Origin of the sequence: Bradyrhizobium sp. B039, from assembly GCF_038965675.1 — a bacterium.
GTDB lineage: Bacteria > Pseudomonadota > Alphaproteobacteria > Rhizobiales > Xanthobacteraceae > Bradyrhizobium > Bradyrhizobium diazoefficiens.
In genome coordinates, this window is sequence record NZ_CP152416.1 from 5345312 (window position 1) to 5368194 (window position 22883).

Sequence of the window (22883 nt, forward strand, 5' to 3'; positions counted from 1 at the left end):
TCGCGTCAGTTCGGATCCGAAAAAGGATCATCGTCACAATCGCCGGACTTCGCAGGCGACCGCCGATCGTCAGCCGCCCGCCGGATCTCGATCCGATATAGATTCTGCTGATGACCAGGGACGCGGCGCAGGAACGCGACGCGGTCTTCGATCCATGTTGGACGGCCGGTCAAATGCTTCTGGAAGAGCTTGCCGATGCCCTGTGCCGTCGCCTTATCGACCGCTTTCTGTGCCAACTCCGCCAAACCGTCCGCAAGCTCAGCGGCATCCTCGTCGGTCGCCAGATTGTAGTCCGACAAAAGCGAGGCCACTGACCGCGCGGTGAACTGCTCCTCACCAAACCGCGTCCAAAGGGCGGTCAGGACGCGCGACGTCGTGCTCGCTTCCTCGTCCTGGGCCTCGCCGGCTAAGAGGAGTTTGCCGCAATCGAAGTCAATGCCGACCAAAGCTGCCGCGTATTCAACCGGCCACCCGGCCAAGTTCCACCAGCTCTTGAAGCGCGTTTTCGCCTGTTGATCACTCGGCCGGTTCTGAATGCCGGCAACCAGAATCAAATAGAGCGCCCGAAGAACACGCGCGCGGTTCGCCTGCGTCCAGCCCACGGGATCGCTGTGCTTGAAATCGCGATTCTCAGGATCGGGCCGATCGACGTTCAACGACAGGACGAATGACCGGCTTGCCATGTCGCCACGAGGCGCGATCGAGTTGCCGGTGAAGACCTGGATGGTCGACGCCGGCACGGTCTCGAAAAGGGAAACGCCCAGCACGCGATCTGAGATCTCGGGCGCAGTGAGCGCGGCCTCGATATGGGGACAGCTGATCGTGGATCCACGACTGATGTTATCCCAGATCAACACACCGACAGCTTGACGCAGATACGAGAACAACGCCTTTTTTCGCTCCTCCGCATTATCCGACCACGCCGCCGCAGCAGCAGGTCGGCCGAGAATTGCCGCGACAATCATTTGAATCAACGTCGTCTTGCCGCCACCGCGCTGGCCCGCCGTGACGAAGAACGCCGGACGCTCGGGAAGCAGCGCGCGCTGCAGCAGGGTGATTGCGAGAACAATGACGACACATTTGCCGGCATCATCGAGAGCCACATCAACGAGCCATTCACGCATCAGAAATTCCAGCGCCACGCGAGCCTCGTCGTCCGTCGGCTTGCCGGCAGGCAAGCACGCTCGCAGGGCGGGATCGATGCGATGCACAACACCGAGAGCCCGGTCGAGGCCGTTTCCGTCGATCACTCGTCCGGTTGCAGTCACGAGCGGCGCCTGATTGATCCCGCGAACAACGGGCATCTCGCTGTCTGCATAGTCAAAGAACGCTTTGATGAACGGCAATGGCGTTGCCGCGAAATAGTTAGGTCCATCTTCGCAGACCTTCTCCCAGCGGAGATACTTCTCGATCAGCATCTGCAGGCTGCTCGCCGTCAACTCGGTGATCACCGGCTGGGTCGGCGCCTTCATCAGCTCATCGGGGCGAGCGGTCGCGTTTGCCGAACCGGACGTCAAAAGATGGAGAGCCCATGGCTCCTTTTCGTCGATCCGAACAGGAACACCGTTTGCGTTGCGCATCGGGGGCTCGGGGCTGTCGTCTTTTGCGAGAACATCGTCGATGAAGGTGACCGTCGGCAGCAATTCCTCATTTGCATACGGAAGCGGACGAACGATACGGCCATCGGTCGTCGCCTCCGCAAAAACTTCCCGCGCCTGGCTCTTTCGCGCAGCGAGCTCGTTCTTCATTCGCGCCTTGATTGTACGCACGCTCGCGCCAGCCGCCTTTGCTACCGACGCAGCAAAGTCGTCGAGCTCGTCCAGCTCGAGCCTGGCTTGAGCAAGAATCGCCATCGCGTGATCTACCATGCCGGCGGCGGGTCCGGCGGTGACGATCGCCTTTGCTGATGCCAGATCGTAACGCAGGTAATAGAGCGAACGACCATGCGCAAATGAGTGGATCACGAGATCGCCCTCGCCTCCTCCCAACACCATGGCTTTGCCGCGACCGTACGACACGCCCTCCAGCGGATCGGCAAGCGTTTCATTCACGTAACGCTCCGGCGTCGCCAGCACGGCGCCGACGGTGACGCTACCAAGGCGATCGAACTCCAACTCAATGTCGGGATAGAGCACGCCCTGGTGCCGCGCTTTGATCAAACGCAACGCGGTAGCGATCGGCGTGCCTGACCGAGCTGAGATGGCCTTGGCGAGATCTTGGTCGCGCTTGTTCGCGACCTCGGCAGCGGCTTTGCTCAAAGCTCGCTTGCTGTCAGCCTTGGCCAGGCTGATCCGGTGCCGGTCGTACTCGGTCGGCGGCGGCACGACGCGGCTGGAGTCAATCGCCTGGCCGTCAAAGACGCGAGGCTCTCGCTTCGAAGAGTTCTGGACCAGCGGCGGGACGAGCAAGGGAGTACCCTCGAAGCACAAGCGCTCGCCAAAGCCCACCATGCGATCCACGATGCTCCGTTCGAGCAATTGGCCGGCGCGGCCGATCATGTACCAGCCGTATCCATTCAGCCAGCATTTATCGTGCAGATCGCGCAAGAAGCGCTCGATGTCGCCGCCGTCAGCGACGAGCAAGTAGTGATGCTCACCATCCGAGCCGGGGATCAAATCACCGGTGTCCGCACGAGACAGCCCCGCGCTCGTGCTGGCGCGGCTCACGCGGGCGGCACGCGCGAGGTCGGGAGCCACCGTGAGCAGGCACTCCCACATACCGCTGTTGGAAGCGATCTTGGCTTTGACTTCCGGAGGCATGCCCTTGGTATCAAAATCAATCAAAAGCCAAGAGGGCACGCCCGACCGATAGTCGATGAAGTCGCGGGTCCGGGCAATGCAACCAGGGCTCTCGTTGACTCGGTCTTTCGTGACGATGTGGACGGGATCGGCGATGTTCTTCGCCAGCGAGCCGAGCGCAATCGCTTGATTGGGACGACAAGCGACGATGATGCGCGCAAGCATAGCCGCGGTGGCGGCGAATGCGCGCGTAGCCATACCCTTGCTCATCCAGCATTTCGAGCCGTCGCTGTTCAACGAGCCGTCGTCATTCAACGACAGCCGCTTCGACATCAGCGACGGTTCGTCCATTTTCGTGATCAAGGTCAGTTGTGCGCCGGCCAAGTTGGTCTGACCGGCGACGTCGTCGTCGCTTTGCGTGACGTCGTCAGCTGACTGCGGAACAGAGTCAGGAGTGCTCATTGTCGCTCCGCGACTACTTGTGCAAACGCGCGTCAGTTTCGCGTTCACGGATCGCGGCGAGCTTCTCCTGGTGAACCGCGCGATCTTCGGCAACGCGCAGTTCGACAGCACGCTCCAGCACATCCCCCGCATTACGCAGCGCGCGGATGAGGTTGGTGAAGAATGTTTGCGACCAGCTGTCCGTCGGCGCACAGGTCAGCGCCATACTGGTGATGCGCTCAATGTCGCGACAGGCACTGCGCACGAAGCGATGCAACGGGATCGGCGGCTTCGGCTTGCGGCCGCGCGGGACGACGGTGAAACCCATGAGATGGAGACCTCGGCTCTTAGGGGGTCGTCAACCCTGCATCATCACCGCTCGCGGGTGACCAAGTCAGGACCGGATGCGACCCCGGTTTCAGATAGAAAAAACCTCGCCGCGCTGAGTCGACGAGGTTTCTCATTGAGCCGGAAGGCAGTCCTGCCGTGAATATTTAGCTAGGGATTATTAGTCCCCCTCACCCAATGCCTTGCTGTTTGCCGCTGCTTGCCTGCTGCTTCAGGAATTCAAATTTCACGTAGCCGACGCTGTTAGGGTTCGGCGGCTCCTCAATTCCGAACAGCAGGTGCGCAGCTCTGAGCGTGTATATCAGGGGCTGATACCTCTCCAGCGGCTCAATGCCACACTCCCGCAGCAGCGCGAAGATCGCTTCCCAGAGCACGCGTTCCGGGTTCTTTTGGTTGGTTGGCGGCTGTTCCAACAATTCACCCAAATCCACATCGGGCCTCAATAAGTACCCAACTCTGCTCCAGCCGTCCTCGATTGCCAGCAGGAGCCGCCCCCATTTTTCGTGCTCGGGAACTTCTTCTTCAGCAACGCTGGTGTCGAACACATGTGGATACCATGGATTGTCGGGCGGATCTTGGTACCATCCGCTGTCGGGCACATCCCTGTCCCGTCCAGCGTTAAATGCTCTGCGGACATTCGGTAGCTGCTGCATCCGGCGGTAGACGACGCTCAGTTTCATCTGGAGATCGTCAAGCAACTCACGAGTCTCCGCAACGGAACGGAACCGCGACACTCTCCAGTATAGGCGCCCGGCCGCCCGGAGCTTGTGCTCAACGTGGCGAGCCACCTCGTCGGTGCGTGTCGGGCGCTCAAATAGATCAGGTTCGGACACAGTTCCCCAATCCGGCCCCACGTAATCGACTATCGCCCCGACTGGGCCGAATGCCTTCAGCACAGTCGCTAGATAAGCGCGTGCTTGCTCTGGATCATCCGTGATCCTTGTTGCTGTCGGCCAGTCCGAACCATGAGGCATTGGGTTGAGGGGTGCAATTTCGGCTAGTTAAATCTTCCACCCGAATGCCCGTTGCTCCATTTGGTTCCGTGTGAGCGCAGACATTGTCATGACGAGGCAGTGGCGCGATGCCGCGGGAACACCTGAGATTCGGATGGTAGCAGGAAATCGACACGGAGCCCAATTGGAGGAGGAAGAACCCACAAGATTCGGTCCTCGACGCATGCTCAACGAAAAGCAGGTTTTGGAGATCATCCCGGTCGGGCGCACCACGCTTTACCGCATGGAGAAGTCCGGCCGCTTCCCCAAATCAACCTACATCAGCCCGAACCGGCGCGTCTGGTTTGAGGACGAGATCATCGCTTGGCAGAACGCGGTTGACGAATTCGATCCGCGTCGGGGGCGGGGCAAAGGAAGGCGCGCGCGCACGATTGTGAACCCGTGCTGATGATTGGGGTTTGTCCGGCCCACGGCGGCCCTCGGCGATGCAGGGCGCGCCGGATGTCTCGGACCTGATCGAGCACGATCGCAAGATCGTCGGGCCGATGCAGCGCTTGCAGTCGCAGGTCTACAACACCGGTGCGCCATCGCTTGCATTCGCAGAAATAGACGCAGCGACCCTTCTGCTCGTGTGGCTGCATTCCGAGGCCATCATCAAACGGCTTGCTGCGGAAATAGACACCGAAGCCGATGACGAGGCGGCGCTGTCGCATGAAACGCGGCAACAGCGCGAAGCCGAGGTGCAGGGCGATCTGCTGGGGGTTGAGCGCGATGAGGCGGCACTGGTGTGGCTGCGCAGCAACGTCTGCTCCCCGGTCGAGCATCGTGCCGACATCTCGCCGCTCGCGCTGCTTGGCGTGCGGCTGGTCACTTCACCGCGCGCTACCGAATTGCGCGAAACATCGCCGGGCGTCGCGGATTTAGTGAAGTTTTAGGGGTTCAGGCGCTATCATTCAGGAGCTTGCGCGTTTTCGGTCGCAATCGGTGTCTCGCAAGCGCACTGGGCATGTCTCGTCCAACATGCATCGCAAAACAATCATCCATTGATGAAGGGTGAACGCGATGCACGCGCTCGAACCCGCCTCGGTGCATGCTCTATCCGAGTTGTTCATCGCCTTAGCCGTCCTCGTTGGCTCCATTTGGCCAAACGGCGTTTTCAAGTAAGCGATTGGGGCGGGCAGCAACGAGCGTTGCCCGCTTCAAGCTAACCGGCCGAAGCCGCCGCGCCGAACGGCCCGAAGGCGGGGGATAACCGCATCCGTCTATTGCTCATCGCTGCAAAGCTCTGCTCGATGCTCGCCGCCTGGACGGGCAGGCTCAAGTGAAGGAAGTACCATGTTCACGCTGATCGGCATTGGCATGATAGTCGTAGTGGTCTTCCTCGCGAACAGAGAGCAGCGCAAGGACACTGGCGGCACCGACGACTACATCCGACATACGCGGCAGGATATCAGAGGGGTGATGTGGCTGCTCGCAGCCGTAGTTGTTATGCTCGGCATCATCGCTGACCGCATCCATTAGATCGCGACCGGCAGGCGACAGCGTCGAGCCCGCAGGAAGGCCGCACAGCGCGCCGCAACAGCAGGGCCGCGCCAGCGGACAGGTGTGAAACTAGGGCCTAATAGGGCCCGGCAGGTTCGGTCGGCTCGTTCGTTAGCCGGGCAACAACCGAAATATGCCTTTAGTTTCAGGTACTTTCACCGCCTTCAAGAGGCCGGAAAAAGGCCTTGCGGAAAGGACCACACGGTTTTGCCGTACGCACGGCCCGCCATTTCGCCGCAGTTTTCCCGGCCCTGTCGACGGAGCCGGAAACTTACGGGCGAGACGAACCTGACAGCGCCGCTCATCCAGCACGAAGTCCTGGGCTCACGGAGAGCAATCCGCCCTGCCCACGCCTCTCGCGCCCGACGCTGCCGCGTCCACCGCAAGCCCGGCTCGCGAAACATGACGACCACACGATCGCCCCTCAAGGATGAGCCGGGATGGGCGACAAATACGATAAATCCGAATTTCGGTAAAGTGGAATATTTTCGGGAAAGAGGCTTGACTGCATTCGCGGTGTCTTGCCCGTCGGGTAATGGCTTGTTCTGGATGCCATTGAGAAACACAACGACGAGATCGTCGCCAGTGAACAGTCAGTGCGCGCTTCCATAGCGCCGCCGGCACTTCACCCAAGGTTGCAGGCAGCAGTTCGATGCGCTATAGGCGCAGCATTGAGAATACTCAAAGCATAATTCCGGGGGCGAAATGAACAAGCTGATGATCGCGGTTGCCGTAACCATTCTCGGAGCATCAACGGCCAAGGCGGCTCCACTTTACGAATGCGGCGGCGACCCGGCCTGCCAGGCCAAGCGCGACAGCATGTCTCGCGCCACATATGAGCGAAACATCAACCAGTGCCTCGCCTCGGCGGGCGCGACGCGCGAGCAGTGGCGAGCTCACGCAGTGCCGAAGCCCGCCGCCGACAAGGTCCGCGCCTGTCTCGCCGCGCGCGGATAGCTGCGAGGCAACTTATCCCCCGCCGAAATCCTGCGGCGTGAACGGCAGGTCCAACACCTTCCATTCCTCGTATTTGTCGGCCGGCAGCATCTTGTACGGCTGGCATGCCTGGAGCGCGCTCGTCGCCGACTTCACGATGGCCACGCCCTTCGCGGATGGCGGGGCTTCGATCAGGATCGGCGGGCGCGCCAGCGTGCCGTCGGTGGCGAACACCGCGCGCAGCTTGATGCGCACCGGGTCGGTCGGCGCGACACCGGCCGGCAGTTTTGCGCAGCTCCTGAGGCGCCGACGAAGCTCGGCAATGACCTCGGGCGGCAGCTTGGCTCCGATGGAATCCTTGGCATCGCCGCCGTCATCCCTCGGCGCGTCTTTCGGCTCGACCGGCAGTTCCGGCGGCAGGCCCAGCATCACGCCGTATTTGACGGTGACGTCGGGCTCGGGGGCCTGATAGGCCGGAGGCGCGGCCTGCCGCTGCGGCACCGCTTGCGAGGGCTGCGGCGCGGGCTGAGGTTGCGACTGCGGCAGCGGCTGTTGCGGCGGCAACTGCGACGGCTGTGGTTGCGGTTGCTGAGGCTGCTGCGGCTGCGCGGTGGCCTCACGTTGCTTCGGCGTCTGTGAGGGTTGCGGCTGCGGCTGTTTCTGCTGCGTCGGCTGCTCCGGTTCGGGCGACGCTTTCTGCTGCGATGATTGCGAGGCGGCCTGCTGCTTGGCGTCCGGCTTCGCCGCTGCATCCGCCTTGTCGGTGACGTCCAGCTTCGGCAGTCTCAGCTCGGGGGTCGGGGTCGGCTCCGGCGCTTTCTCCTTTGCGGCCTCCTCCGCCTTCGTCTCCTGCTCCTTGACCTGCTCCGGCGTGACGATGTCGACCGCAACAGCTTCGGGCGGCGCGGCATGGAACGGATGGACCTCGCTGATCACGATGATCAGCGCCACCAGCGTCAGATGCGCGATCGCCGACGCCGCAATGTCCGTCCGTATGATCTTCCGCAGTTCCATCGCCCGATCTTGGGTTGCCGCCCTGCTCCTAAAGCGCGATGAGGTTAGGATCAACCGTCATCCCGCTTTAGGCTCTTGTTCGAGCATGATCTTATCGGAAAACCGCTTCGCACTTTTCCGGATCATGCTGGGCATACGGCAGCCCGCCCTCAATCCCATTTTGGCGCGAAGCCAAAGTCGGTCAGGCGGCCCTTGGGATTGGCCAGCGCGGCGATCCGGGCCATCTCGTCGTCGGAGAGCTCGAAATCGAAGATCTCGATGTTCTCCGACAGACGCTCGATGCGCGAGGTGCGCGGGATCGCTGCGACGTTCTGCTGCACGAGCCAGCGCAGGCAGACCTGCGCCGGCGTCTTGCGATGCGCCCGCCCGATCCCGGCGAGCGTCTGGTCGGTCTTGATGCGCCCCCTGGCGATCGGGCTGTAGGCGACCAGCGCGAGCCCATGCTGGTCGCAGGCCGCCCTCACCTTGGCCTGGTCCAGATAAGGGTGAAATTCGACCTGGTTGCAGACGAGCGGCTCCGGCGACAGCGCGACCGCCTGCTCGATCAGCGCCACCGTGAAATTGGAGACGCCGATGTGACGCGTCAGGCCCATTTGCCTGGCATGCGACAGCGCGCCCAGCGTCTCCGCCAGCGGCACGTGCGAATTGGGCCAGTGCAGCAGCAACAGATCGACGGAGGGAAGTCGCAGCCGCGCAAGGCTCTCCTTCACCGACCGTTCGAGATCGTGGGGCGCGAAATGGTTGGTCCAGACTTTGGTGGTGAGGAAGACGTCGTCGCGGCGCACGCCGGAGGCGCGCACGCCATCGCCGACCTCGCGCTCATTGTCGTAGACCTGTGCGGTGTCGATGTGGCGATAGCCGAGCCGCAGCGCCTGCTCGACCACGCGCGCGCATGGCCGCCCGCTCAACTCCCAGGTCCCGAGCCCGATCGCCGGGATCCTTGCGCCATTGGCCTCGACGAACAGCATGAGGAATCCTCTCTGTTGCGGTCGCCCCAAATACCATCAGGCATCATTATGGACCGGGTCCGAGAGGCTGCCAACGGAAGCCGCTGCAACCGGGCCGGTTATTCAGCGCAATGCTAATGGGAGGTTCGCGTCATGCTTTGGCAAGCGCCTGGAACACGGTGTCGGGCGCATGCGCGATCACGGCAAGCAGCGCGCGGGCCGGTCCCCGCGGGGCGCGCTTGCCCTGCTCCCAGTTGCGGATGGTCTCGACGGGAACGCCGAGCTTGGCGGCGAACTCCATCTGGGTCAGGCAGGCGCGGCGGCGCAGGTCGCGCACCGCGAGCGAGCCGGTGTCGGCCGGCGCGGCATTGGCCGTGGGCTGGACCGGAAATTCCTGCCCGTCCCGCAACTCGACGATCCGTCCGTCCGCCTTCAGCCGCAACCGCATGTTCATTCCCCCAGGCCCGGGCGATGATGCGTCAGGTCGCTTAAGTTCGGATTAAAGATGATGGCGGGCCGTCATTCCGGGGCGCGCGGAGCGCGAGCCGGGAATCCATCGTGCACCGGAGCACGCCGACAAATGGATTCCGGGCTCGCGCCAAGTGGCGCGCCCCGGAATGACGGAGCGGAGGCGACAGCTACCTCAACCCGAACCACAAGGTCGCAATCCCGAGGAAGGAGAAGAAGCCGACGACGTCGGTCACGGTGGTGACGAAGGTGCCGGAGGCCACCGCCGGATCGGCCCGGACACGTTCGAGCGCCATCGGGATCAGGATGCCGCCGAGCGCGCCGGCGACGAGGTTGCAGATGATCGCAAGCCCGATGACGATGCCGAGGCCGGGGATCTTGAACCAGGCCACCGCGGCAATGCCCGTGATCACGGCGAAGGCCAGGCCGTTGACGAGGCCTACCAGGCCTTCGCGCATCACCACGCGCCAGGCATTGGAGGAGCCGAGCTCGCGGGTCGCGAGCGCCCTCACCGCGACCGTCATGGTCTGGGTCGCGGCGTTGCCGCCCTGGCTCGCCACGATCGGTGCGAGCACCGCAAGCGCCACCATCTTTTCCAGCTGGCCCTCGAACAGGCCGAGCACGGAGGACGCCAGGAAGGCGGTGGCGAGATTGACCAGCAGCCAATTGAACCGCGCCCGGGCAATGGTGAACACGGTGTCCGACAGCTCTTCGTCGCTGGTGACGCCGCCGAGCGCCTTGAGGTCTTCGTCCGCCTCTTCCTCGATGACGTCGACGACGTCGTCCACGGTGATGACGCCGACCAGGCGATCCTGGGTGTCGAGCACGGGAGCTGCGACGAGATTGTACTTGCCGAACATGCGCGCCACCTCCTCCTGGTCCTCCAGGACGGAGACGCGACGGCGATTCTCGTCGGTCAGCTCGGCAAGCGCCACCGGGCGGCGGGCCCGGAGCAGCACGTCGAGCGAGATCGCGCCCTGCCAGTGCTGGTCCTTGTCGACGACATAGATCTCGTAGAAGCGGTCGGGCAGATCCGGCGTCTCGCGCATGTAGTCGATCGCCTGCCCCACGGTGAAATCCTGGGGCACGGCGATGAACTCGGTCTGCATCCGGCGGCCAGCGGAATTTTCCGGATACAGCAGGCTGCGCTCGAGCGCGACGCGCTCCCGCATGGGCAGCTTCTCGAGGATCTCCTCCTGCTCGGCCTCGTCGAGGGTCTCCAGCAGCTCGACCGCGTCGTCGGATTCGAGCTCGCGGACGCCTTCCGCGACCGTCTCCGGCGGCAGCTCATCGAGGATCTCCTCGCGGACGCTCTCGTCGACTTCGTTCAGCGCCGAAAAGTCGAAGTCGCGGCCCGTGAGCTCGACCAGGCGGACGCGGTCGTCGGGCTCCAATGCGCCGATGAGATCGCCGAGATCGGCCTCGTGCAGCTCGGCAACGCAGGCGCGCAGCGCGGCGCTGTCGCCGGCCTCGATCGCACGGGCAATTTCCTCGACGAATTCATGACGAATTTCGCCGTCTTCATTGCGCATCGGCACGTGGTCGAGTACCGAGGCCGCAGCGGATGGAGCACCGTCCATATGTTCATCCATGGTGCGCCTCGCCGTTTGACAGGTTGGTGGTCTGAGCTGATGGTTCAGGCAATACCCACAAGGCAACTCCGAGCGCAATGGCAAAGATGCTTCGGCTGAAATGGACCTCGATGTCGCTGGGCGCGGTGCTCGCGGCCCTCGCCGGCATCGCCTCGACCGAAGCCGCCGAGTGCCCGCGCAAGGATGCGCTCGGCACCTCGCGCATTCTGAGCGTCGACGCCAGGACCACGCCGCGCGTGGGCTTGAAGAGCTTTCCGCAGACGCTGCCGCTCGCCGATCACGAGGTCGTGCTGACCTTCGACGACGGCCCGTATCCGCCGACGACGTCAAAGGTGTTGGCGGCGCTGGCGCAGGAATGCGCGCGCGCGACCTTCTTCCTGATCGGCCTGCACGCCTCCGAACATCCCGAGATGGTCAAGCGCATCGCGCGCGAGGGCCACACCATCGGCCATCACACCTGGTCGCACCCGTTCATGGCGCGGATCCCGCTCGACAAGGCCAAGGCCGAGATCGACCGCGGCATCGCCGCCGACGAGATGGCGCTGCACGGGACCTCGACCACGACGCCCTCGACGCCGTTCTTCCGCTTCCCCTATTTCGAGGCGACGCAAGCCGAGCTCGACCTGCTCCAGTCGCGCGGCATCGTCGTGTTCGGGGCCGACCTCTGGGCCAGCGACTGGAACGAGATGACGCCGGAGCAGGAACTGAAGCTGATCACCGAGCGGCTCGCCGCGGCCGGCAAGGGTATCATCCTTTTCCACGATCCCAAGGCGCGCACGGCCGCGATCATGCCGGCCTTCCTGCGGTATCTGAGGGAGAACGGCTACCGGGTGGTTCACATCGTCCCGGCGGGCGCAGCGCAGAAGAATGCCGATACGCGCTGATGCCGGAATGTCACGCCGTCGCAAAATGGGGTGATTTAGGGCCTATTAACACTCTGTTCATGCTACGCCGTGCAAGTATCGAGGCGGACTCGTCGTGGGGAAGGTTCTTGTGCCTGAACCGTTTCCTGATGTCTCCGACCTACTTATGGCGACAATCGCGTATGAGGCAGACGGGATTCATGATCGGAAGTAGCGTTGTTGTTCGGACGCGATCGTGGATCGTCCTTTGTTTGGGCTTGCTGACCGTTGGAACACCGGCGGCCCTTGCATCCGACTGTCCCGGCCACCCGGACGCGCTCGGGACCTCCCGCACCCTCGTGGTCGATCCGCACGAGCATCCGCGCATCGGCACGATGCAGTACCGCGAGACGCTGCCGCTGAAGGATCACGAGGTCGTCCTGACCTTCGACGACGGTCCGCTGCCGAAATATTCCAACCAGGTGCTCCAGATCCTCGCCGACGAGTGCATCAAGGCGACCTTCTTCATCATCGGCGGCCAGGCCAAGGCGAATCCGGAAGGGGTGCGCAAGCTTGTCGCGGCGGGCCACACCGTCGGCACGCACAGCATGAACCATCCGCTGACGTTCGACCGGATGGGAATCGAAAAATTCGAGCCCGAGATCAACGGCGGCATCGAATGGACCTCGGCCGCGATGACCGATCCGTCCAAGCTCGCACCGTTCTTCCGCATTCCCGGCCTGATGCGCGCCGAGGGCGTCGAGAACTATCTGATCTCGCGCGGCATCCAGGTCTGGAGCGCCGATTTCCCCGCCGACGACTGGCGGCACGTGTCGTCCGACCGTGTCTACCAACTCGCGATCCAGCGGCTGGAGGCCAAGGGCAAGGGCATCCTGCTGCTGCACGACATCCAGGCCCGCACGGTGGCGGCGCTGCCCAAGATCATCCGCGATCTCAAGGCGCGCGGCTATCGCATCGTGCATGTGGTGCCCGCGACCGCGGACCGCCCGGCGACGCCGACCACGCCGGTAGAATGGCTGCTGCATCCGCCGACCGAGACCGTGCCGATCGCGCGCTGGCCGGCCGTGCCGAACTTCGTGTTCACGCAGACCCAGACGCTTCCGGCGCCCTCGCTTGCCGATCTCAATGCGCAGACCGGGCATCAGCCGCTGCTGCCGCGCCGGACCATGGCGCAGGCGAATGTCGCCGCCACCCTGCCCGTGCCCGACCGCGAGCTCTTCGCGATTCCCGAGGGCTCGATCGAGGTCTTGCTGTCCACGACGCTGTCGCGGCGGGCTGCGACACGGCTGGCGATGGCGGCCGAGACGCCCCGTGCAGCCACGAGCAAGGCTGCCAAGTCGCAGGCGCGCCGCACCGCCCACGCGGCGCACGGCGCACCGAAGCATGCCGCGCAGGCCAAGGGCACGGCCCCCAGGAGCGCTGCCCCCAAGAACGCTGCTCCAAAGAGCACTGCGCAGAACGCCGCGCCGCATCCAACCCGCGTGGCCAGCCTGAAGAAGCGCGCGCAGTAAGCTCTACTGCCGCATGATGTTGGCGACGCAGAGCAGCACGATCAGCGCCAGGAAGAACAGGTCCATATAGGACTTGAGCTCGCCGTCGCGGCGCAGCCGCGCTACGTCGGTCACGATCTGCTTACGCGTCGAGGTTCCGCCGGCGCCATCGTTGATCGGGGCCTGAAGGCGCTTGGTCTCGGCTTCCAGCTTCTCGATCTTCTGGAAGAAGTAGAACGCACGCAGCGTCGAGGCCGCGCGCATGCCGGTGTAGACCAGCACCAGGATCGCGACGATCGCCCGGTTTTGATATTTCTCCAGGAAGTTGAGGCTGAAATAGACCATCGCCATGAACGCGAAATTGGTCACGAAGCGGTAGACGAAGCTTAGAAAGACCATGCTGGCTCCAGCCCAGAGAAGATGCGCGCAACCGGATCGTGCTGCGCGTTCAGCGATTATGGGACACAGGCCGGAACAGCCGGCCCGAATGCCGCGCGGGCCCGTCTACGCCAACTTCGTTTCAACAAAGATACCATCGCCCTCAACTCGCCGCCTTTTAGCCACGCGCGGCCATAATGCAAGCCGGGCCACGACGGCCGGTCCGTTCCGCACACGGGTGTCCGCAACGCTTAATGGCGATCTGGCGGAAGTCGCGATAGACTGGGACTCGCCGCCACATGTGGGGTCTGCCGATGCCGAAGAAGGGAATCACGGGCCACGACGACTGGGTTCTGACCGAAGCTCTCGCGACGGCGCTGGTCGCGCTGGAGCAGCTTGAGCCGAAGCACCAGCCGAACGCGCATATGGACGACATCCGCAAGATGCTTGCGAACGGCAAGGAGCCGGCGGCGGTGAGCCTGCACCTCGCCCAGGCCAAATGCCGCCTGTTTCCCGATCTCGACCCGCTGGAGATCTACCGCGAATACGGCATCGGCGAGGAATATGGCTGAGGGGGGCGGATCATCACCCTACTCCCGCCCGCATCGTGCGCGACATCGGACGAACTGCACAGCGCGTCCTCGACGATGACGACCCTGAAGCCGAGATCGACAGCGCTCAGGACCGTCGACAGGACGCAGACGCCCGTCTCCGCCCTGGATGTCGGCAACTTCCGACGCGCTGTCCCTCGTCGTCCTCCACCTTCAAACGCATGGCCGCGCGACGGCACGCGGCGAGCACATCGGCTGTCATGCGCGTCCGACAGCCGTCGTTCCGCGGTCATCCGCGGTGGGCGAAGCCCCGCGCCATCAGCGCGCTCCATCACGCCGGCGAATCGCGGGATCGATTGACGGTGTCAGCGATCGGACCGGTCACGCGACGGCCCGACCGACGCAAGCGGCGCGCGGAAGAGGACCGGCGTGATGCCAGTCCCGGGTCTACATCAGAAAAACTTCAGGGATTTCAAAGCCAAGTTCGGCCTTGTGGTGCGCTCGGAGGGACTCGAACCCCCACGATTTTACTCACTGCCACCTCAAGGCAGCGCGTCTACCAGTTCCGCCACGAGCGCTTTGGGGATGCCGGCCTGAGGCTTGAGGGCCGGCCGGATCAACGGCGCCGATCTAACAAATCCATCAGAGGGGTACAAGCCTGCAAAGGCCCAGAATTCCACAAGCTTGGCAGGAAAGTTCCGGCCCTCCCCGCAGGATCGGCATTTACCGCATGCCCAGGCCGCTACCGCGTGCCCGGCGTGCGTGGCAGCATCTGCTTGACCTCGACCGCGATCCGGTTGCGGTCGACCAGCACGACGCCGGAGGCGACCGGCAGGTTGTTGGCCAAAACCTTGACCTCGTCGGCCTCGGTTGCATCCAGCTCGATGATGGCGCCGCGGGAAAGACGTAATACCTGATGGATCGGCATGGTGGTCGTCCCGAGGACGACCATGAGATCCACGGTGACTTTATCGAGAGTGGGCACTGTCGGGACCGCCGCAACTTGAGACTGGCATTTGCGCCTGCAATCATCACCACGTTATGGTTAGCCAATGGTTAATTCGCCTCAAAACCCCCGCCAAGATCAGCGTCAAGACCTCGATTTGACGTCGTTTTCCGCCTCTGCGGGCCCCCCCGTGGAATGGCGGATCTCGGACGCGCCGGTGCCCTATCCGGAGGCCGTGGCCGCCATGGAGGCGCGGGTTGCCGCGATCGCGGCCGGCGAGGCCCCCGAGCTGGTCTGGCTGCTCGAACACCCCCCGCTCTACACCTCCGGCACCTCGGGCAAGGATTCGGACCTGCTCGATCCCCGATTCCCGACCTTCGCCACCGGGCGCGGCGGGCAGCTCACCTATCACGGGCCCGGCCAGCGGGTGGCCTACATCATGCTCGACCTCAAGCGCCGCCGGCCTGATGTCCGGGCCTATGTCGCGAGCCTGGAGGAGCTGATCCTGAAGACGCTCGCCGCCTTCAACGTCCGCGGCGAACGGCGCGAGGACCGGGTCGGCGTCTGGGTGAAACGGCCCGACAAGGGGTCGGAACACGAGGACAAGATCGCCGCGATCGGCGTGCGGCTGAAGCGCTGGGTCGCGTTCCACGGCATCGCCATCAATGTCGAGCCGGAGCTGTCGCATTTCGCAGGGATCGTGCCCTGCGGCGTCGCCGATCCCCGCTACGGCGTCACCTCGCTGGTCGATCTCGGCCAGCTCGTGACGATGGCCGATGTCGACGTCGCGCTTCGGCAGGCGTTCGAAGAGCTGTTCGGACCGACCCGCGCGCTGGTGCCGGAAGCGGCCGCCTGACATTTTCCTGTTCGAGCCTGACCGCGCGAGTTCTCCGCTCGTAATGGAATCGGCTATGCTTGTTTCAGGTGCCGCCCACGCCTCCCCCCTCCGCCGGGAAAGCAGACCTCATGCCGGGCGAGTTGATCATCGGCCGACTGTTCGAGCGCCAGGCATAAGGAGGGGTTGCGATCCATGCTCGCAATGGGAGGTTTTGACGATGAGACTCTCTGCACCCATCTATCATCTGAAGCGCAAGGCGAAGCGCCTGTCCCGCGAGGAAGGCATTCCGCTCCACCACGCGCTTGACCGCATCGCCACGACGGAAGGGTTTTCCGCCTGGAGCATGCTTGCGGCAAAAGCCGCCGCGATGACGCCGGCCAATCGGCTGTTCCCGCAATTCCGGCCGGGTGACCTGGTGCTGGTCGGGGCGCGCCCCGGTCAGGGCAAGACGCTGATGAGCCTCGAGCTTGCCGTGGAGGCGATGAAGTCGGGCCATCGCGCCGCGTTCTTCTCGCTCGAATATACCGAGAAAGACGTGTTGGAACGCCTTCGGGCGATCGGCGTGGACCCCGCGCAATTCGCTGACATGTTCGAGGTCGATTGCTCCGACGCGATCAGCGCCGATTACGTCGTCCAGCAGATGGCCGCAGCCCCCCGCGGCACGGTCGTGGTGATCGACTATCTGCAACTGCTCGACCAGCGACGGGAAAACCCCGACCTGACCGTTCAGGTGCGCGCACTGAAATCGTTCGCGCGCGACAAGGGGCTGATCGTCGTCTTCATCTCGCAGATCGACCGGTCCTATGATCCCTCACTCAAGCCATGCCCCGACCTCGACGATGTCCGCTTGCCGAACCCGCTGGACCTCAAGCTGTTCGACAAGACGTGCTTCATCAACAACGCCGAAGTGCAGTTCCGCGCGGCGAGCTGATGGCTTCGGGCCGCGGGTGAGATGGTTCACCCGCGGCCCGCAACGTCATGCCGCCTTCAGCGCAACCTCGAGCTTGCCGGCGATGTAGCGCCGCTCCTGCGTCAGTCCGCCAAAGCCGTAGGCGTCGCCCTTGACCTCGTCGACATGCAGATAGGTCTCGGGATGAAGCGGGCCCAAAATCTCGGCCATGCGCTTGAACATCGCGGCGAGATAGGCCGCCTTCTCGTCCTTGGTGTTGGTGCCTTCGGTGACATGGATGTCGATCCAGTAGCTGGCGAGCCTCTGCTCGGCGAGTGACTTGCCGCCTGCGAACCAGTCGCCGGCATCGACGGACTTCACGATGATGGCGGTGACCTTGGGATCCTTGTGCAGGATTTTTGCCGTGAGTTCGGACACGGCGCTGGCGATGTCGGCCTTCAGCGAAGGCGATTGGCGCGAGGCGGTGTAGGACACGGTGATCAGGGGCATGGTCGTTCTCCTCAAGATGCCGCACTGGCGTTGCGCGGTGGTGATGAAAAGCTAGACCTCCCCTCGTCATTTTGGTATCTTATCTCTGTTGATACCAGTGATAACCGACTATAATGACAGCCACACTCGACATCGCCACCATCAAGGCCTTCCTGCTGGTCGCCGATCTCCAGAGCTTTACCCGCGCCGCCGAAGCGCTCGGCACCACCCAGGCCGCCGTCAGCCTCAAGCTACAGCGGCTGGAGACGTTGCTCGGCAAACGCCTCGTCGAGCGCTCGCCGCGCGCGGTCCGGCTCACCGCCGACGGCGCCGCATTCCTCGATCGCGCCCGTGCGCTGATGGAAGCGCATGACCGCGCGCTGTCCGGCGATACATCGACTGCACAATCCCTCTCGCTCGGCATCTCCGACCATGCCGCGGGCCCCGAACTGGTGCCACTGCTCGAACGGCTGCACGCGATGTCCGCGAACCTCACGCTCGCCGTCACCATCGGCTTCTCGCGCGAGATGCAGGACGCCTATGACGCGGGCGAGCTGGATGCGGTGATCGTCCGCCAGGAAGGCAGCCGCCGCGGCGGCGAGAAGCTCGCCGAGGACGAGTTTTGCTGGTTCGCGTCACGACGCTTCACGCTGCCGAAGGGTGAGCCGCTGCCGCTCGCGACGCTCGCCCCGCCCTGCGGCGTTCGCGCCATTGCGGTCCGCGCGCTCGACAGGGCCGGCCTCGCCTGGCGCGAACGTTTTGTCGGAGGCGGCGTCACCGCAGTGGTCGCTGCCGCGCTTGCCGGACTTGCCATCGCGCCGCTGGCGCGGCGGATCGCGCCTCCCGGGCTGATCGACATCGGGCCCGCGCACAAGCTGCCGAAACTCGGCAGCTCGAAGGTGATGCTGCATTCGAAGGTCAGCGATCCCGCGAAGCTGGCGGCGCTGCGGGCGGTGGCGGCGACGTTCAAGAGCGTTGCCGCCTGACGTCCATCACCTCACAAGATCGCCTCGAACGCGCTGCGCAGCGTCTCGTGCCGGAACACAAAACCGCGGCTCAGCGCCTTGTTCGGCAGCACGCGCTGGCCACCGAGCAGAAGCTCGTCGGCAAAGCCGCCGCCGATCCGGCGCAGTAGGCCGCCGGGGATGCGGAACACGGCGGGCCGATGCAGGCGGCGGCCGAGCTCCTCGGTGAACTTTGCGTTGGTGACCGGGATCGGCGCGGTGGCGTTGACGGGCCCAGTGAGATCGGGCGTCGCGATCACATAGGCGATCAGCCGGATCAGATCGTCGCGCTCGATCCAGGACATCCACTGCCGCCCGGTGCCGAGCGGCCCGCCAAGGCCGAACTCGAACGGCGTCAGCATGCGCGTGATGAAGCCTCCTTCCGTGCCGAGCACGAGGCCGATGCGCAGATAGACCACGCGCACGCCAAGCTCCTCCGCCGGCCGCGCCGCCTGCTCCCACGCCGCGCACAGTTCGTGGCTGAAGCAGGCATGCGACTTCGCCGACTCCGTCAGCACCTGGTCGGCCCACAGGCCGTACCAGCCGATCGCGGAGCCGCTGACGAGCACGTCGGGCTTGTGGTCGAGCCGCGCGATCAGCTTGACGACCTCGCCGGTCATGTCGATGCGAGACTTCAGTATCTCTGCGCGTTTCGCCTCGGTCCAAAGGCCGTTGCCGATCGGCTCGCCGGCGAGATTGACGATGGCGTCGATACGCATGTCCGAGGCGAGCTGATCGAGGCTGGTGATCAGCGTCACCGGCGGCGGCAGCAGCTCGGCCTTCGCCGGGTTGCGAATGAGCGCGACGACGTGATGCCCTGCCGCGCTGAGGCTCGCCGCGAGGCGGCTGCCGATGAAGCCGGTGGCACCTGTGATCAGCACGGTCTTGCGCCCGGGGAGCTTTTCGACGAGCCCGTACGCCGGCACGCTCGTCATGCGGCCGAGCCGGCGCACCGCCGCAAAATCCCTGATCCCGCAGAGCGCTGCGCCGACCGCACAGGCGGTCGCTGCGATGCTGAGCAGACCTTGATACACGACGGTCACGCCGAACGGCCGCATCGCCCAGTCGATCAGGACCGGCAGCAGCAGGACGAGAATGGCGCCGTAGTTGATCGCAAGCAGCGTGTGATTGATGCGCTCGCTCGGCGGCAATTTCCGGCTCAGATCCTCCTCGACGAAATCCATCAGCGTGATGACGACCTCGGCGACCAGCACCGCGACGATCGAGAGCGCCAGCAGGCCATGAACCTCGAGCCAGCCGAGCACGAGGAACAACAGCGCGTAGAGCATGTTGCGGACGCCGTGCAGCTTCAGCTCGAAGCGCTGCGACGGACGCCAGGCCAGGCGCTCGGTGAATTCGTGGTGATAGAAGGTGTCGAACACGCCCATCGCGATCTGGACGGCGATGAGGATCCACAACAGCGGCGTCATGATACGGCCTCCCTGAAGGTGGCGGACTGGTGGATCAGCGCACCGTAACGCGGGTGACTGAGATCGAGGGTGAAGCGGAAGGCGCCCTCGCCGAGATCGCGATGCGTCACCGTGAGGTCGCCCGGCGTCAGCCATCGCGGCAACGGAATCCACAGGCTTCCGAGCTGGAGCCCGTAAGCGGCGCTGCGGAAGGTCAGCACCTGGTCCTCGACCGCGATGCGCAGCGCCATCGAGAGGCCGAAGCCGACATATTCCTCGAGCCCGGTCGGACCGGCGAAGCGCTTTGCGGAATGGATCACCTGCGGAAAGCCGCGCTTGCGCGCGCAGATGCGCGTCCAGGTCTGGCCGCCGCTGGCGCCGTCCTCGGTGACGGTGACGATCATCGGCACGCCGGTGTCGCGGCCGGTCGGCAATGGCCCGCCGATCAGGCGTACGAGCTGCGCGAGCCACCAGCCGATGTCGCTGAAAGCGACCTCGTCGACGACGCCGACATAAACGACGCTGTCGCCGTCAGCGACGCGCTTGGAAAAGCGCCGCCAGGTCGCGAGCGGCAGGCGGCCCCAATCCTCGTCCGACAGCAACGCACGGAAGCGGCGGTCGTCGAGCAATTTGGCGTGAGTGGGAAGAGATGCGCTGGAACCTGATAATCGAGCCGACGTCATCGCACCCTCCCCGACGCTATTTGACCTTGCCCAGCGGCAGCAGGTTGACGACCTTCTCGCCAAGCCGCATCAGGGCGACCAGCCGCGGCCGCGGCACCTTCAGCATCTGCATGAACCAGTGGTCGGCGAGCTCGGTGAAGGCGAGCATCTCCTTCAGCCGTTTGCTCGCGACCGGATTGATGGTCGGATCGTCGGCGGCATCGGACACGCAGGCCCGGAGCGCTACGATCGCTGGATCGAGCTCCCGCTCCTTGCGCCGCGCCGCGATCCGGGCCGCAACCTCCCAGATGTCGGTCTCGGCTTCGAAATGATCGCGGCGGTCGCCGAGGATCGGCACCCGCCGGATCAGGCTCCAGGCCAGCAGCTCCTTGATCGAGTTGGAGACGTTGGAGCGCGCCATGCCGAGCGTGTCGGCGATGTCCTCGGCGGTCATCGGCGCTTCCGCCAGATAGAGCAGTCCGTGGATCTGGCTGACCGAGCGGTTGACGCCCCATTCGTCGCCCATGTCGCCCCAATGCAGGATGAAGCGCTCGACGGCGGCAGGGAGTTTCTTCTTTCCGGTAGTTTCTGTCATAACAGAAATATCTGACGGATGAGATTGACTGTCAAGTGCTCCCCGACGGCCCGTCCCCCTGCATACCGTCCGCTGCATTTGCCTAAAAACTTCCCAGAGGCCAGGAACCAAACGACTTATTCAGCGTTTGCACGGGTCGAGGCAGGGTGTCCGAAATGGTTAGAAAGTCCAATCAGCAGAGAGACTTGTTCGAGAGCGAACGCAGTTTCCGGCTGTTGGTCGAAGGGGTTGCCGACTACGCCCTGTACATGCTCGATCCCAAGGGGATCATCACGAGCTGGAATATCGGTGGCGAGCACATCAAGGGCTATTCGCCCCAGGAGATCGTCGGCCAACATTTTTCGCGTTTCTACACCGAGACCGACCGGGCCAACGGCAAGCCCGCCCGCGCCCTCGGCATCGCCCGCGACAAGGGCCGCTACGAGGAGGAAGGCTGGCGCGTCCGCAAGGACGGTACCTTCTTCTGGGCGAGCGTCGTGATCGACCCGATCTACGAGGACGGCGAGCTCATCGGCTTCGCGAAGATCACGCGCGACATCACCGAGCGACGCAACACGGAGCTCAAGCTCGAGGCGATGCAGAAGCAGCTTGCCGAATCCCAGAAGTTCGACGCGCTCGGCCAGCTCACCGGCGGCGTCGCCCACGATTTCAACAATCTCCTGATGATCATCAGCGGCAGCCTTCACACCCTGAAGCGGGGCGCCGACGACGGTGCCAAGCTCCAGCGCGCGATCTCGGCGATCGAGACTGCGACCCGGCGCGGCGCCGCGCTGACCAACCAGCTCCTCACCTTCGCGCGGCGACAGAGCGTCAACCCGCAGGCGATCGATCTTGCCGAGCGCATCGGGGCGATCCGCGAGGTGCTCGAGGCCGGCGTCGGCAGCGCCGTGCGCCTCGCCTTCGACATCGCCCGCGAGGTCTGGCCGATCAGAACCGACGTCTCGGAGTTCGAGACCGCGCTGCTCAATCTCGTCATCAATGCCCGCGATGCGATGCCCGACGGCGGCACGGTGACGATCCGCGCCCGCAACGTCGTGCTGGACGAAGCTCCGCTCGCCGGCGAGTTCGTGGCGATCGACGTCGCCGACACCGGGCTCGGCATTCCCGCCGACGTCGTCGACAAGATTTTCGAGCCGTTCTTCACCACCAAGCCGATCGGCAAGGGCACCGGTCTCGGCCTGTCCCAGGTGCACGGCTTTGCGCACCAGGCCGACGGCACGGTGAAGGTCGCAAGCGAGCTCGGCAAGGGCACGACTTTCAGCATCCTGCTGCCGCGCGGACGGGATGTGCCGGCGCGGGAAACGGCGGAAGCGGTGCCGTTCCGCGGCGCCGGCACGGTGCTGCTGGTCGAGGACAATCCGGATGTCGCCATCGTCAGCATCGGTCTGCTGGAGCAGCTCGGCTACCGCGTTCGCCGCGTCCCCGACGCGGAATCCGCGCTGCGCGAGCTCGAGCAAAACGGCGTCGATTTCGTCTTTTCGGACATCGTGATGCCCGGCAAGATGGACGGCCTCACCCTCGCCCATCATCTGCGCCTGATCCGCCCCGGCCTGCCGATCCTGCTCGCCACCGGCTACAGCGAGGCCGCCGCCGACGTGCGCGGCGATTTCCCGATCCTGCGCAAGCCCTACGAGATCCACGAGCTGAGCGAAGCAATCGCGAAGCTGCCGAGGTGATCTTCACCTCTCCCCGCTTGCGGGGAGAGGTCGAATTCGATCGCAGATCGAATTCGGGTGAGGGGGTACAGGTCACTCGACGACCACTCGTGTTGAGAGAGGCTCCTCACCCCA

Annotated in this window: 24 protein-coding genes, 1 tRNA gene and 1 pseudogene; 11 read left to right on the top strand and 15 right to left on the bottom strand. The window is 64.3% G+C overall.

Going from position 1 to position 22883, the window contains the following annotated elements; genetic code table 11:
* Window positions 1-5: 5 nt before the first annotated feature.
* The 3 genes from AAFG50_RS25190 to AAFG50_RS25200 all read right to left on the bottom strand — a co-directional run bounded on the left by AAFG50_RS25190 (window position 6) and on the right by AAFG50_RS25200 (window position 4225).
* Window positions 6-3200, bottom strand: coding sequence for a hypothetical protein (locus AAFG50_RS25190; RefSeq protein ID WP_011087998.1), 3195 nt, complete (start codon window positions 3198-3200; stop codon window positions 6-8).
* Window positions 3201-3213: 13 nt separating this feature from the next.
* Window positions 3214-3507, bottom strand: coding sequence for a hypothetical protein (locus tag AAFG50_RS25195; protein WP_011087999.1), 294 nt, complete (start codon window positions 3505-3507; stop codon window positions 3214-3216).
* A gap of 190 nt (window positions 3508-3697) precedes the next feature.
* Complete coding sequence (locus AAFG50_RS25200; RefSeq protein ID WP_162185845.1) at window positions 3698-4225, bottom strand: hypothetical protein; 528 nt, start codon at window positions 4223-4225, stop codon at window positions 3698-3700.
* 478 nt (window positions 4226-4703) lie between these two features.
* Between AAFG50_RS25200 and AAFG50_RS25205 the strand changes: the two genes are divergently transcribed.
* The 4 genes from AAFG50_RS25205 (at window position 4704) to AAFG50_RS25220 (ending at window position 6979) form a co-directional block, all read left to right on the top strand.
* Window positions 4704-4928 (top strand): AlpA family phage regulatory protein, encoded by a 225-nt coding sequence (locus tag AAFG50_RS25205; protein WP_038967980.1) that lies wholly within the window; start codon window positions 4704-4706, stop codon window positions 4926-4928.
* Window positions 4929-4965: 37 nt separating this feature from the next.
* On the top strand, window positions 4966-5415 hold the full coding sequence (locus AAFG50_RS25210; protein WP_028171484.1) for a hypothetical protein: 450 nt from the start codon (window positions 4966-4968) through the stop codon (window positions 5413-5415).
* A 400-nt stretch (window positions 5416-5815) separates the two neighbouring features.
* Window positions 5816-6001, top strand: coding sequence for a hypothetical protein (locus tag AAFG50_RS25215; RefSeq protein WP_028171483.1), 186 nt, complete (start codon window positions 5816-5818; stop codon window positions 5999-6001).
* A 726-nt stretch (window positions 6002-6727) separates the two neighbouring features.
* A complete protein-coding gene (locus AAFG50_RS25220; protein ID WP_028171482.1) occupies window positions 6728-6979 on the top strand; it encodes a hypothetical protein in 252 nt (83 codons plus the stop codon).
* 12 nt (window positions 6980-6991) lie between these two features.
* Here AAFG50_RS25220 and AAFG50_RS25225 read toward each other — a convergent pair whose 3' ends face one another.
* From AAFG50_RS25225 to mgtE, 4 genes are all read right to left on the bottom strand, one after another.
* The gene (locus AAFG50_RS25225) at window positions 6992-7972 is read right to left on the bottom strand and encodes a hypothetical protein (protein ID WP_028171481.1); all 981 of its coding nucleotides are present in this window, start codon (window positions 7970-7972) and stop codon (window positions 6992-6994) included.
* 149 nt (window positions 7973-8121) lie between these two features.
* On the bottom strand, window positions 8122-8940 hold the full coding sequence (locus AAFG50_RS25230) for an aldo/keto reductase (RefSeq protein ID WP_028171480.1): 819 nt from the start codon (window positions 8938-8940) through the stop codon (window positions 8122-8124).
* A gap of 130 nt (window positions 8941-9070) precedes the next feature.
* Window positions 9071-9373 carry a helix-turn-helix domain-containing protein gene (locus AAFG50_RS25235; protein ID WP_011088006.1) on the bottom strand — a complete coding sequence of 101 codons (303 nt, stop codon included), beginning with the start codon at window positions 9371-9373 and terminating at the stop codon, window positions 9071-9073.
* Between the two features lie 184 nt (window positions 9374-9557).
* Complete coding sequence (gene mgtE, locus AAFG50_RS25240) at window positions 9558-10979, bottom strand: magnesium transporter (RefSeq protein ID WP_028171479.1); 1422 nt, start codon at window positions 10977-10979, stop codon at window positions 9558-9560.
* Between the two features lie 110 nt (window positions 10980-11089).
* Between mgtE and AAFG50_RS25245 the strand changes: the two genes are divergently transcribed.
* Window positions 11090-11863, top strand: coding sequence for a polysaccharide deacetylase family protein (locus AAFG50_RS25245; RefSeq protein WP_271555320.1), 774 nt, complete (start codon window positions 11090-11092; stop codon window positions 11861-11863).
* A gap of 179 nt (window positions 11864-12042) precedes the next feature.
* A complete protein-coding gene (locus AAFG50_RS25250) occupies window positions 12043-13353 on the top strand; it encodes a polysaccharide deacetylase family protein (protein ID WP_028171477.1) in 1311 nt (436 codons plus the stop codon).
* Between the two features lie 3 nt (window positions 13354-13356).
* Here AAFG50_RS25250 and AAFG50_RS25255 read toward each other — a convergent pair whose 3' ends face one another.
* Window positions 13357-13731, bottom strand: coding sequence for a hypothetical protein (locus tag AAFG50_RS25255; RefSeq protein WP_011088010.1), 375 nt, complete (start codon window positions 13729-13731; stop codon window positions 13357-13359).
* Window positions 13732-14024: 293 nt separating this feature from the next.
* Here AAFG50_RS25255 and AAFG50_RS25260 point away from each other — a divergent pair, with 293 nt between their 5' ends.
* Window positions 14025-14282 carry a hypothetical protein gene (locus tag AAFG50_RS25260; protein WP_063194972.1) on the top strand — a complete coding sequence of 86 codons (258 nt, stop codon included), beginning with the start codon at window positions 14025-14027 and terminating at the stop codon, window positions 14280-14282.
* A gap of 29 nt (window positions 14283-14311) precedes the next feature.
* Here the strand turns inward: AAFG50_RS25260 and AAFG50_RS25265 are convergent.
* The 3 genes and pseudogenes from AAFG50_RS25265 to AAFG50_RS25275 all read right to left on the bottom strand — a co-directional run.
* A pseudogene (locus AAFG50_RS25265) lies at window positions 14312-14431 on the bottom strand (isochorismatase family protein); the annotation flags it as partial.
* A 323-nt stretch (window positions 14432-14754) separates the two neighbouring features.
* Window positions 14755-14839, bottom strand: a tRNA-Leu gene (locus AAFG50_RS25270).
* 164 nt (window positions 14840-15003) lie between these two features.
* The gene (locus tag AAFG50_RS25275; protein WP_011088012.1) at window positions 15004-15246 is read right to left on the bottom strand and encodes a FliM/FliN family flagellar motor switch protein; all 243 of its coding nucleotides are present in this window, start codon (window positions 15244-15246) and stop codon (window positions 15004-15006) included.
* A gap of 67 nt (window positions 15247-15313) precedes the next feature.
* Between AAFG50_RS25275 and lipB the strand changes: the two genes are divergently transcribed.
* Both lipB and AAFG50_RS25285 read left to right on the top strand, forming a co-directional pair.
* On the top strand, window positions 15314-16063 hold the full coding sequence (gene lipB, locus AAFG50_RS25280) for a lipoyl(octanoyl) transferase LipB (protein ID WP_028171475.1): 750 nt from the start codon (window positions 15314-15316) through the stop codon (window positions 16061-16063).
* A 199-nt stretch (window positions 16064-16262) separates the two neighbouring features.
* Entirely contained in the window at window positions 16263-16976 is a 714-nt protein-coding gene (locus AAFG50_RS25285; RefSeq protein ID WP_028171474.1) for a DNA helicase, read from the top strand.
* A 45-nt stretch (window positions 16977-17021) separates the two neighbouring features.
* Here the strand turns inward: AAFG50_RS25285 and AAFG50_RS25290 are convergent, their stop codons facing one another.
* A complete protein-coding gene (locus AAFG50_RS25290) occupies window positions 17022-17444 on the bottom strand; it encodes a 4-oxalocrotonate tautomerase family protein (RefSeq protein ID WP_028171473.1) in 423 nt (140 codons plus the stop codon).
* Window positions 17445-17557: 113 nt separating this feature from the next.
* Here AAFG50_RS25290 and AAFG50_RS25295 point away from each other — a divergent pair, with 113 nt between their 5' ends.
* Window positions 17558-18409 (top strand): LysR substrate-binding domain-containing protein, encoded by an 852-nt coding sequence (locus AAFG50_RS25295; protein ID WP_028171472.1) that lies wholly within the window; start codon window positions 17558-17560, stop codon window positions 18407-18409.
* Window positions 18410-18420: 11 nt separating this feature from the next.
* On the opposite strand, the gene AAFG50_RS25300 is transcribed toward AAFG50_RS25295, so the two are convergent.
* From AAFG50_RS25300 to AAFG50_RS25310, 3 genes are read right to left on the bottom strand one after another with little or no spacing between them, the layout of a single operon-like run.
* Window positions 18421-19857 carry a TIGR01777 family oxidoreductase gene (locus AAFG50_RS25300; RefSeq protein ID WP_028171471.1) on the bottom strand — a complete coding sequence of 479 codons (1437 nt, stop codon included), beginning with the start codon at window positions 19855-19857 and terminating at the stop codon, window positions 18421-18423.
* A complete protein-coding gene (locus AAFG50_RS25305; RefSeq protein WP_011088018.1) occupies window positions 19854-20519 on the bottom strand; it encodes a DUF4166 domain-containing protein in 666 nt (221 codons plus the stop codon). Before AAFG50_RS25305 ends, AAFG50_RS25300 begins: the two co-directional genes overlap by 4 nt.
* Window positions 20520-20535: 16 nt before the next feature.
* Entirely contained in the window at window positions 20536-21093 is a 558-nt protein-coding gene (locus AAFG50_RS25310; RefSeq protein WP_028171470.1) for a MarR family transcriptional regulator, read from the bottom strand.
* 155 nt (window positions 21094-21248) lie between these two features.
* Here AAFG50_RS25310 and AAFG50_RS25315 point away from each other — a divergent pair, with 155 nt between their 5' ends.
* Window positions 21249-22769, top strand: a complete 1521-nt coding sequence (locus AAFG50_RS25315; RefSeq protein ID WP_342714009.1) for an ATP-binding protein — start codon at window positions 21249-21251, stop codon at window positions 22767-22769.
* Window positions 22770-22883: the final 114 nt, after the last annotated feature.

Bases quoted from the DNA above. Each gene is read 5' to 3' on its own strand.
- AAFG50_RS25230 (WP_028171480.1), bottom strand. From the start codon at position 8,940: ATGCTGTTCGTCGAGGCCAATGGCGCAAGGATCCCGGCGATCGGGCTC.
- AAFG50_RS25310 (WP_028171470.1), bottom strand. From the start codon at position 21,093: ATGACAGAAACTACCGGAAAGAAGAAACTCCCTGCCGCCGTCGAGCGC.
- AAFG50_RS25295 (WP_028171472.1), top strand. From the start codon at position 17,558: ATGACAGCCACACTCGACATCGCCACCATCAAGGCCTTCCTGCTGGTC.
- AAFG50_RS25260 (WP_063194972.1), top strand. From the start codon at position 14,025: ATGCCGAAGAAGGGAATCACGGGCCACGACGACTGGGTTCTGACCGAA.
- AAFG50_RS25235 (WP_011088006.1), bottom strand. From the start codon at position 9,373: ATGAACATGCGGTTGCGGCTGAAGGCGGACGGACGGATCGTCGAGTTG.
- AAFG50_RS25315 (WP_342714009.1), top strand. From the start codon at position 21,249: ATGGTTAGAAAGTCCAATCAGCAGAGAGACTTGTTCGAGAGCGAACGC.
- AAFG50_RS25285 (WP_028171474.1), top strand. From the start codon at position 16,263: ATGAGACTCTCTGCACCCATCTATCATCTGAAGCGCAAGGCGAAGCGC.
- AAFG50_RS25205 (WP_038967980.1), top strand. From the start codon at position 4,704: ATGCTCAACGAAAAGCAGGTTTTGGAGATCATCCCGGTCGGGCGCACC.
- lipB (WP_028171475.1), top strand. From the start codon at position 15,314: ATGGTTAATTCGCCTCAAAACCCCCGCCAAGATCAGCGTCAAGACCTC.
- AAFG50_RS25305 (WP_011088018.1), bottom strand. From the start codon at position 20,519: ATGACGTCGGCTCGATTATCAGGTTCCAGCGCATCTCTTCCCACTCAC.
- AAFG50_RS25245 (WP_271555320.1), top strand. From the start codon at position 11,090: ATGTCGCTGGGCGCGGTGCTCGCGGCCCTCGCCGGCATCGCCTCGACC.
- AAFG50_RS25195 (WP_011087999.1), bottom strand. From the start codon at position 3,507: ATGGGTTTCACCGTCGTCCCGCGCGGCCGCAAGCCGAAGCCGCCGATC.
- AAFG50_RS25255 (WP_011088010.1), bottom strand. From the start codon at position 13,731: ATGGTCTTTCTAAGCTTCGTCTACCGCTTCGTGACCAATTTCGCGTTC.
- AAFG50_RS25210 (WP_028171484.1), top strand. From the start codon at position 4,966: ATGCAGGGCGCGCCGGATGTCTCGGACCTGATCGAGCACGATCGCAAG.
- AAFG50_RS25215 (WP_028171483.1), top strand. From the start codon at position 5,816: ATGTTCACGCTGATCGGCATTGGCATGATAGTCGTAGTGGTCTTCCTC.
- AAFG50_RS25250 (WP_028171477.1), top strand. From the start codon at position 12,043: ATGATCGGAAGTAGCGTTGTTGTTCGGACGCGATCGTGGATCGTCCTT.
- AAFG50_RS25300 (WP_028171471.1), bottom strand. From the start codon at position 19,857: ATGACGCCGCTGTTGTGGATCCTCATCGCCGTCCAGATCGCGATGGGC.
- AAFG50_RS25225 (WP_028171481.1), bottom strand. From the start codon at position 7,972: ATGGAACTGCGGAAGATCATACGGACGGACATTGCGGCGTCGGCGATC.
- mgtE (WP_028171479.1), bottom strand. From the start codon at position 10,979: ATGGATGAACATATGGACGGTGCTCCATCCGCTGCGGCCTCGGTACTC.
- AAFG50_RS25190 (WP_011087998.1), bottom strand. From the start codon at position 3,200: ATGAGCACTCCTGACTCTGTTCCGCAGTCAGCTGACGACGTCACGCAA.
- AAFG50_RS25290 (WP_028171473.1), bottom strand. From the start codon at position 17,444: ATGCCCCTGATCACCGTGTCCTACACCGCCTCGCGCCAATCGCCTTCG.
- AAFG50_RS25220 (WP_028171482.1), top strand. From the start codon at position 6,728: ATGAACAAGCTGATGATCGCGGTTGCCGTAACCATTCTCGGAGCATCA.